Raw genomic sequence first — 6,795 nt, forward strand, 5'->3', positions numbered from 1 at the left:
CCCCCTCCGTTGCCCGCCATCCGCACCATCGGCATGATGCAGCCCATGACCTGGCTGGTGCTGGCCTGGCGCGACATGGCGCGGGCGGGCTGGATCAGTTTTGCGCATGGCCTGGCACTCACACTGTTTGGCGCCGCCATCTTTGCCGTGGCGCACCACCGCTTCTGGCTGCTGGCGGGGGCTCTGTCGGGTTTCCTGGTGGTGGCGCCGGTGCTGGCCACCAGTCTGTATGCGCTGAGCCGCGCGCTGGAGCGTGGCGAAGCCGCAAACCTGGGCGTGGTGCTCAAGACCTGGCTCAACTGGCAGAACAGCCATGTGAACAAATGGGGCGGCGACTACTGGTGCATGCTGCAGTTCGGGGCCCTGCTGGCGCTGGCCGCCTCGGGCTGGGTCATGACCTCGGCGGCGCTCATTACGCTGCTGGCGCCCGTGCCCATCGAGACACCGCTCGACTTTTTGCGCCACGTGGTCATGGCGCGTGACGGCTGGTTGTTTGAAATCTGGCTGGCGCTGGGCAGCCTGATGGCCGCGCCCATTTTTGCGTCCAGCGTGGTGGCCATGCCTCTGCTGCTGGACCGCCGCGCCACGCTGCTGCAGGCGGTGCTCACCGGCTGGCAGGCGGTCATCACCAACCCGCTGCCGATGGCGTTCTGGGCAGCGATCATCCTGGGCTTTACCTTGCTGGGCCTGGGTTCCCTGCTGCTGGGCCTGATCGCTGTGATGCCCATGCTGGGGCATGCCAGCTGGCACGCATACCGCGACCTGGTGGATGCATCCAGCCTGCCCGAGCGTGACCTGGTGGCCCCCGCAGTGCCAGCTGCCCCTGTGCGCCGGCCTGGAGGGACATCGTGATTTTTGGATTTACCGAGGCGCAGATCTCGGGCTTCTTCCTCACCTACGGGGTGGGGGCGTTCATCGCCTACATGCTGTTCATCATCGGGCAGCTCGCGTGGGAATCGAAGGCCGGACGCTTTGGCACTTTTGTGCTCTTCCTGGGCCTGGGCGTGGGTTTTCTGGGATTCCTGGCCAAGGTGGTGATTCAGTGGTGGCTGGAGCGGTAGCGGGCCACACGGCCCGTTGCTCAACGCCAGGCGCACCCAACCGCGATCTGTCCGGGGTCTGGCACTGAGGCCTGCGCATTCATTTCTTTTCGTTGTGTTTTGTTTCATGTAGAAACTAATTGCAATGGCTGGAGGTGGTTGTGATGCTTCGTAACTCCCTGATCGTCGTCGTCCTGGGGCTGCTGGCCGAGGCGGCGGAAGCCCTGTCCCTGGGCGCGCCGCAAGGCAAGGTGTGGCTGGGACAGCCCATCGACCTGGGCTTTGAAGTCCAGCTGGACCCCGGCATGTCGGTGGACGCCTTGTGCCCGCAAGCGCGGCTGGTGTCTGGCGATGTGGCCGTGCCGGCAGGCCGTGTCCAGGTGAGCGTGCGGCCGGGCGAACCGGAGCGCAATCCGGTGCTGCGGGTGCAGTCCTCCCATCTGGCCGACGAGCCGGTGCTGACGGCCCAGGTTTCTGTCCATTGCACGGGCCGGGTGACGCGCGAATACACCTTTCTGTCCGATCTGCCCGCCACCGTTGCTGCCGGGCTGAGGCCAGTGGCGATTCCCTGGGAGGTGCCGTTGGCAGATGCCTCCCCATCACGGGCGGCTGGGGTGGTTGCCGGAGAAGCGTCTTCTGCAACCGCAATGGGCCCCTCGCGGCCGCGCAAGGCGTTGGCCGCCAGCCGGGTAGCCCGCAAGGGCACGAAACTGGCCGCAAAGTCAGCCGGGGCTCCCGTTGCGCGCAGCCGGTCCGCTGACACAGCGGCAGTGGCTTCCGTGACCAGCACTGCGCAGACGGCGCCTCACGAGCCACCCAGCACCGTGCCCAGCATGGCGCCCGAGGCCGCAGCAGCGCCCCCCGCACAGGCGTCGGCATCGTCCACCGCCTCGTTGGCTCCAGCAGCGGCACCTGTTGCGCCTGGACCGTCCAAGCCCCGGCTGGTGATGGAGCCGTTGACGGCGCTGGTCACGCCGCCCGCCTCGGGCGAAGGGGCTCCGTCCGACGGCGCAACACTGATGCCGGTGGCGGCTTCGGCTGCGGAGGTCAACGCGCCGGACGGCGCGGGATCCCCCGGCGCGCGCATGCAGGCCTTGCAGGTGGAAGTGGATCGCATGCGCGCGCAGGCCGAGCAAGACCATCAGGCCACGCTCGCATTGCTGGCCCGTGTGGAACAGCTGAAAGCAGGGCATTTCCCGGCGTCCTTGGTGTATGGGCTTCTGGCTATGCTGGCCTTGACGGTCGGGGCAGCAGGCTGGCTGCTGGCGCGCATGCGACACGCCATGGACGCATCGAACGAAGAGTGGCGCAACACCCTGACGGCCTATGTGGCGCAGTCTTCCTTGCCCGCAGCGGGAGACGCCGAGGCCGAGCGCCGCACAGCAGTGCTACCTGCCGATGACCGGTCTGCCGGGTTGCCCGGACTACAAGGAGTGGGTGCCTTGCCCGCGTAGGGACGGTCAGCGGACCAATCGCTCAGGAGGTGGTGCGCAGCGCAGATCAACGCGGCCAGGACCGCAGCCCCAGATCCTGCGCCAGGCGGCGATAGTCGGCCAGGCTGCGCTGCACATAGTCATCCAGCGCCGCGCCGCTCAGCGCGAAGGGGTACAGCCCATGGCGGGCGCACAGGGCCGCGTAGCCAGGCGCTGCCTGGGCTTCCTGCAGGGCGGTCGTCCAGGCGTGGGCGTCGGCATCGGGCACGCTAGCGGCCATGTAGAGGCCGCGCACAGTGGTCCATTGCAGGTCAATGCCCTGCTCGCGTGCCGTGGGCAGGGCGGCCAGTGTGCCGGGCAGCCGCGTGGGGGCCAGCACCGCCAGGATGCGCACCGGCAGGCCTTCTGCAGCGGCCCGAGTGGCCTCGGCCGCGTCGCCGGTGAAGATGTCGATGTGCCGGCCACCCAGCGCCTTGAGCGCTTCGCCGCCGCCTTCAAACGATACAAAACGCATGCGCTTGTGGTCTTGCCCCGCTGCGCGCACCAGCAGCGCGGCCTTGACCCAGTCCTGGCTGCCCAGCGTGCCGCCGGCGCCAAACACCACGCGGCCCGAATCTTTTTGCAAGGCGGTGACCACGTCCTGCAAGCGCTGGTAGGGGGCATCGCGGTGCACAGCCACCACGCCGTAGTCGTTGCCCAGTGTCGCTATCCAGCGCACGGCGCTCACCGGGTGTGGGCCGAAGCGGCCCTGCGCCATGTTGAGCAGCGAGCCGCTGGAGAACGCCACCAGCGTGCCGGGCCCTCCCAGGCGGCCGGTGGCCACCTGGTCAAATGCCACCGCGCCGATGCCGCCGGGCAGGTAGCGGGTGCGCAGCGGCGAGCGGCCAGGGCGCACGGCCTGCAGTGCCTGTGAGGCCAGACCGCAGGTCAGGTCAAATCCGCCGCCGGGGCGTGAAGGCGCAATGCATTCCGCCGGCTCACGGGATGCGTCGGCCGTCGCCGGGAAGGGAGCCAGGCCCGCACCAGCGCTGGCCGCGGCCGCGAGCGTCTGCAGCAGCTGGCGGCGGCTGCAACGCGCTGTCAGCGGGCGGTCTTTGGTGGGCAAGGGCTGCGGCATGGGGTGTGGAGCGTTCACTTGTTCAGCAGACTGTGTCAGGCGCGGGGCCACCAGAGTATTGCCAGGAGCCCTGGCCCTTCAGCGCGCGCCTGCAGCCGCAGGCTGCCCCGGTGCCGCTCGGCAATCGACCGCGCAATGGCCAGCCCCAGGCCGGAGCCGCCCGCCGTGGCCTGCGAGCCGCGCCGGTAGCGCTGGCCCAGGGCGTCGCGCTCTTCGGCGGGCAGGCCGGGGCCATTGTCCTCCACGCTGATGCTCCAGCCCAGGCTGTCACCCGCTGCCGACACCGTGACAGTGCCCCGCGCGGGGGTGTAGGCGATGGCATTGGCTGCCAGATTGGTCAGGGCCTCGCGCAGCAGGCCACTGTCGCCCACGGCCTCGATGCCAGCGGCAGGCGTATGGATGCCAAAGTCGATCTGTTTGGCGCGCGCCTGGGGCAGCAGCTCCAGCGCCACCGTGCGCAGCAGCGCGGCCAGGTCGAACGGCGTCAGCTCCACCGCCGCTGTGTCGCTGCGGCCCAGCGCCAGCAGTTGCTGGGTGCTGCGCGTGGCGCGGGCGATCTCGCCTCCGATGGCTGCCAGCGTGTGCTGCACCTGCGTGGTGTCGCCCTCGCGGCGTGCGTAGTCGATCTGCATCTGCAGCGTGGTGAGGTGGGTGCGCAGCTGGTGCGAGGCATCGTCCAGAAACTGCCGTTGCTGTGCCACCAGATCTTGCGTGCGCGCCATCTGCTGATTGACCGCGTCCACCAGCGGGCGGATGTCAGCGGGCAGGTCGTTGGATGCCAGCGGGGTCATGTCGTCGCCGCTGCGGGCCTGCACCTCGCGCGCCAGCCGCGCCAGCGGGCGCAGCGCCACGGCCAGCAGCGCTGCGGTGCCCAGCACCATCAGGGCCAGCACCAGCGCATCGCGCTGCACCGCGCGGCGCACAAAGCGGGCTGTGAAGTCCTCGCGCGACCGCGTGCTTTCGGCCACCTGCACCAGCACGGTGGATGCGGGCTCTGCACGGTCCAGCGCGCGGCGGTAGGCGGCCAGTCGCACGGACTCTCCAAAGTAGGTAGCGTCATAAAAACGCGGTACGCCAGGCTCCAGCGGCCCGGCGGGCAGGGGCAGGTCGGCATTGCCCAGCTCCACCAGTCCGTCGGACGACGCCACGCGAAAGTACACATTGCCGCTGGCCGTGAGTTCAAAGAATTCCAGCATGCTGTACGGCAGCTCGGCCGACAGGCCACCGGAGGCGGTCGAGATGTTGGCGTCGATGGACTTGAGCGCGCCCAGCAGCGAGCGGTCGTAGGCTGCGTTGGCGGCCTCCAGCGCATCGTGCCGGGTCATCCACAGCTCCACGCCCGTCACCAGGGCCAGCAGCGGCAGCAGCAGCATGGCCAGCAGCCGCCACAGGCTGGCGCGGCGCAGGCGTGCGGTCAGGCCCATCGTTCAGTCCGCCTCCAGCGCATAGCCCAGGCCGCGCAGCGTGGTGATGCGCACACCACTGCCATCCAGCCGCTTGCGCAGGCGGTGCACAAACACCTCGACGGCTTCGGGGTGCACATCGTCATCGTCGGTGAACACGCGGTCCAGGATCTGCTGCTTGGAAAACGGCTCGCCACTGCGCTGCACCAGCACGCGCAGCACGGCATGTTCGCGCGGGGACAGGGCCAGGGGCTCGCCGCGCAGGGTGAACTGCTTGCGGGCGCTGTCGTATACCAGCGCACCGCAGGCCTGGCGCTGGTGCTCGTTGCCACGCGCGCGGCGCACGAGGGCGTGCAGGCGTGCTTCCAGCTCGGCCAGCTCGAAGGGCTTGGCCAGAAAGTCGTCGGCCCCCGCGTTGAGCGAGCGCACGCGCTCGTCCAGAGAATCACGTGCCGTCAGGATCAGCGCGGGCAGGCGCTGGTCGCGGTCGCGCAAGCGCTGCAGCACCGCCTGCCCGTCCAGCCCGGGCAGGCCCAGGTCCAGCACCAGTGCGTCGTAGTTGTCGTGCTGCTGCAGCGCGCGGTCGGCCAGGCGGCCGTCGTTCACCCATTCGACCTGGATGCCCGCATGCTCAAGTGCACGGCTCAGCCAGGTGCCCAGGTTGTGGTCGTCTTCGGCCAGAAGGATGCGCATGGAGGGATGCTACCGTTTGTGAGGATGACGCAGGGCTTGCCTTCAGCATTGAGCCATTCAACGCGGAGCGGTCACGGCGCGCAAGCGCCAGCAGTAAGCTTGCGAGCACGCACTGCCCGGGCCAGGCAGCCGTGCAAGGGCCGCCCCGCCGCACTGGCTGCGTCCCCCTTCCCGACCCGCGCAGCGGGGCGAGAGAAAGGGGGAAGACGCGAAGCGGCTCAGGGGGTTAGTCTGGCTTCACCTTCGCGCGCAGCAGCACCTTCTTCCAGCGCTCTTGTTCGGACGCGATGAACTGCGCGAACTGCGCTGGCGTGCCGCCAATGGCCTCGGCAGCATCCGCGTTCAGGCGCTCCAGCGAGCCGGGGGCCTTGACGGCCTTGGCGGTCTCGGCCGCCAGCTTGTCGAGGTTGGCCGGGGCCATGTTGGCGGGCGCCAGCATGCCGTACCACTGCGTCATCTCAAAGCCCGGAAAGCCCTGTTCGGCCACCGTGGCCACGTCGGGCAGCTGGGGCAGGCGCTTGGCCGATCCGGTGGCAATGCAGCGCACCTTGCCGGCCTTGATGAAAGGCAGCAGGGCGGCAGCGCCCACGGCAGCGGCATCAAGGCGGCCCGAGAGCAGGTCGGTCATCATGGGGCCGGTGCCACGGTAGGGCACGTGCAGCATGAAGATCTCGGCGGTCATCTTGAGGTATTCAAACGCCAGGTGGCCTGCGCTGCCGTTGCCCGCCGAGCCATAGCTGAGCTTGGCCGGGTTCTTCTTGGCGTAGGCGATGAACTCCTTGAGGTTCTTGGCGGGCACGTCGGGGTGCACCACGTACAGGCTGGGCACCTTGGCCAGCAGGCTCACGGGCTTGAAGTCCTTGTTGGCGTCGTAGGGCAGCTTGTCGAAGATGAAGGGGTTGACGGCCAGTGTGCCGATGTGGCCCAAGATCAGCGTGTGCTGGTCGTCGGAGCGCGCTACTTCACCCATGGCGATGTTGCCTGCGGCGCCCGGCTTGTTGTCCACATACACGCTCTGGCCCAGCGTCTTGCCCAGCTCGGCAGCGGTGGAGCGGGCCACGATCTCCGAGCTGCCGCCTGGCGCGAACGGCACCACAAACCGCACCGAC

General features: G+C 68.9%; 7 protein-coding genes. 3 read left to right on the forward strand and 4 right to left on the reverse strand.

The window, feature by feature from the left end; genetic code table 11:
- The 3 genes from DBR23_RS12600 to DBR23_RS12610 form a co-directional block, all read left to right on the forward strand.
- The coding region (locus DBR23_RS12600) for a DUF2189 domain-containing protein (protein ID WP_233250430.1) at positions 1–852 on the forward strand (852 nt) is incomplete at its 5' end.
- Positions 849–1,061: a DUF2788 domain-containing protein gene (locus tag DBR23_RS12605; RefSeq protein ID WP_056064510.1), complete on the forward strand. Its 213-nt coding sequence runs from the start codon at positions 849–851 to the stop codon at positions 1,059–1,061. The genes DBR23_RS12600 and DBR23_RS12605, both read left to right, overlap by 4 nt.
- 143 nt (positions 1,062–1,204) lie before the next feature.
- A complete protein-coding gene (locus DBR23_RS12610; protein WP_108498477.1) occupies positions 1,205–2,494 on the forward strand; it encodes a FimV family protein in 1,290 nt (429 codons plus the stop codon).
- A 46-nt stretch (positions 2,495–2,540) separates the two neighbouring features.
- Here DBR23_RS12610 and DBR23_RS12615 read toward each other — a convergent pair whose 3' ends face one another.
- From DBR23_RS12615 to DBR23_RS12630, 4 genes are all read right to left on the reverse strand, one after another.
- Complete coding sequence (locus DBR23_RS12615) at positions 2,541–3,590, reverse strand: tripartite tricarboxylate transporter substrate-binding protein (RefSeq protein ID WP_369882109.1); 1,050 nt, start codon at positions 3,588–3,590, stop codon at positions 2,541–2,543.
- Positions 3,591–3,625: 35 nt separating this feature from the next.
- Positions 3,626–5,014 carry a sensor histidine kinase gene (locus DBR23_RS12620; RefSeq protein ID WP_108498479.1) on the reverse strand — a complete coding sequence of 463 codons (1,389 nt, stop codon included), beginning with the start codon at positions 5,012–5,014 and terminating at the stop codon, positions 3,626–3,628.
- A 3-nt stretch (positions 5,015–5,017) separates the two neighbouring features.
- A complete protein-coding gene (locus DBR23_RS12625) occupies positions 5,018–5,686 on the reverse strand; it encodes a response regulator (protein ID WP_015014896.1) in 669 nt (222 codons plus the stop codon).
- A 226-nt stretch (positions 5,687–5,912) separates the two neighbouring features.
- The coding region (locus tag DBR23_RS12630) for a tripartite tricarboxylate transporter substrate binding protein (RefSeq protein ID WP_108498481.1) at positions 5,913–6,795 on the reverse strand (883 nt) is incomplete at its 5' end.

Origin of the sequence: Acidovorax sp. HMWF018 (assembly GCF_003061035.1) — a bacterium.
GTDB lineage: Bacteria > Pseudomonadota > Gammaproteobacteria > Burkholderiales > Burkholderiaceae_C > Acidovorax > Acidovorax delafieldii.

Bases quoted from the DNA above. Each gene is read 5' to 3' on its own strand.
- DBR23_RS12625 (WP_015014896.1), bottom strand. From the start codon at position 5,686: ATGCGCATCCTTCTGGCCGAAGACGACCACAACCTGGGCACCTGGCTG.
- DBR23_RS12620 (WP_108498479.1), bottom strand. From the start codon at position 5,014: ATGGGCCTGACCGCACGCCTGCGCCGCGCCAGCCTGTGGCGGCTGCTG.
- DBR23_RS12610 (WP_108498477.1), top strand. From the start codon at position 1,205: ATGCTTCGTAACTCCCTGATCGTCGTCGTCCTGGGGCTGCTGGCCGAG.
- DBR23_RS12615 (WP_369882109.1), bottom strand. From the start codon at position 3,590: ATGCCGCAGCCCTTGCCCACCAAAGACCGCCCGCTGACAGCGCGTTGC.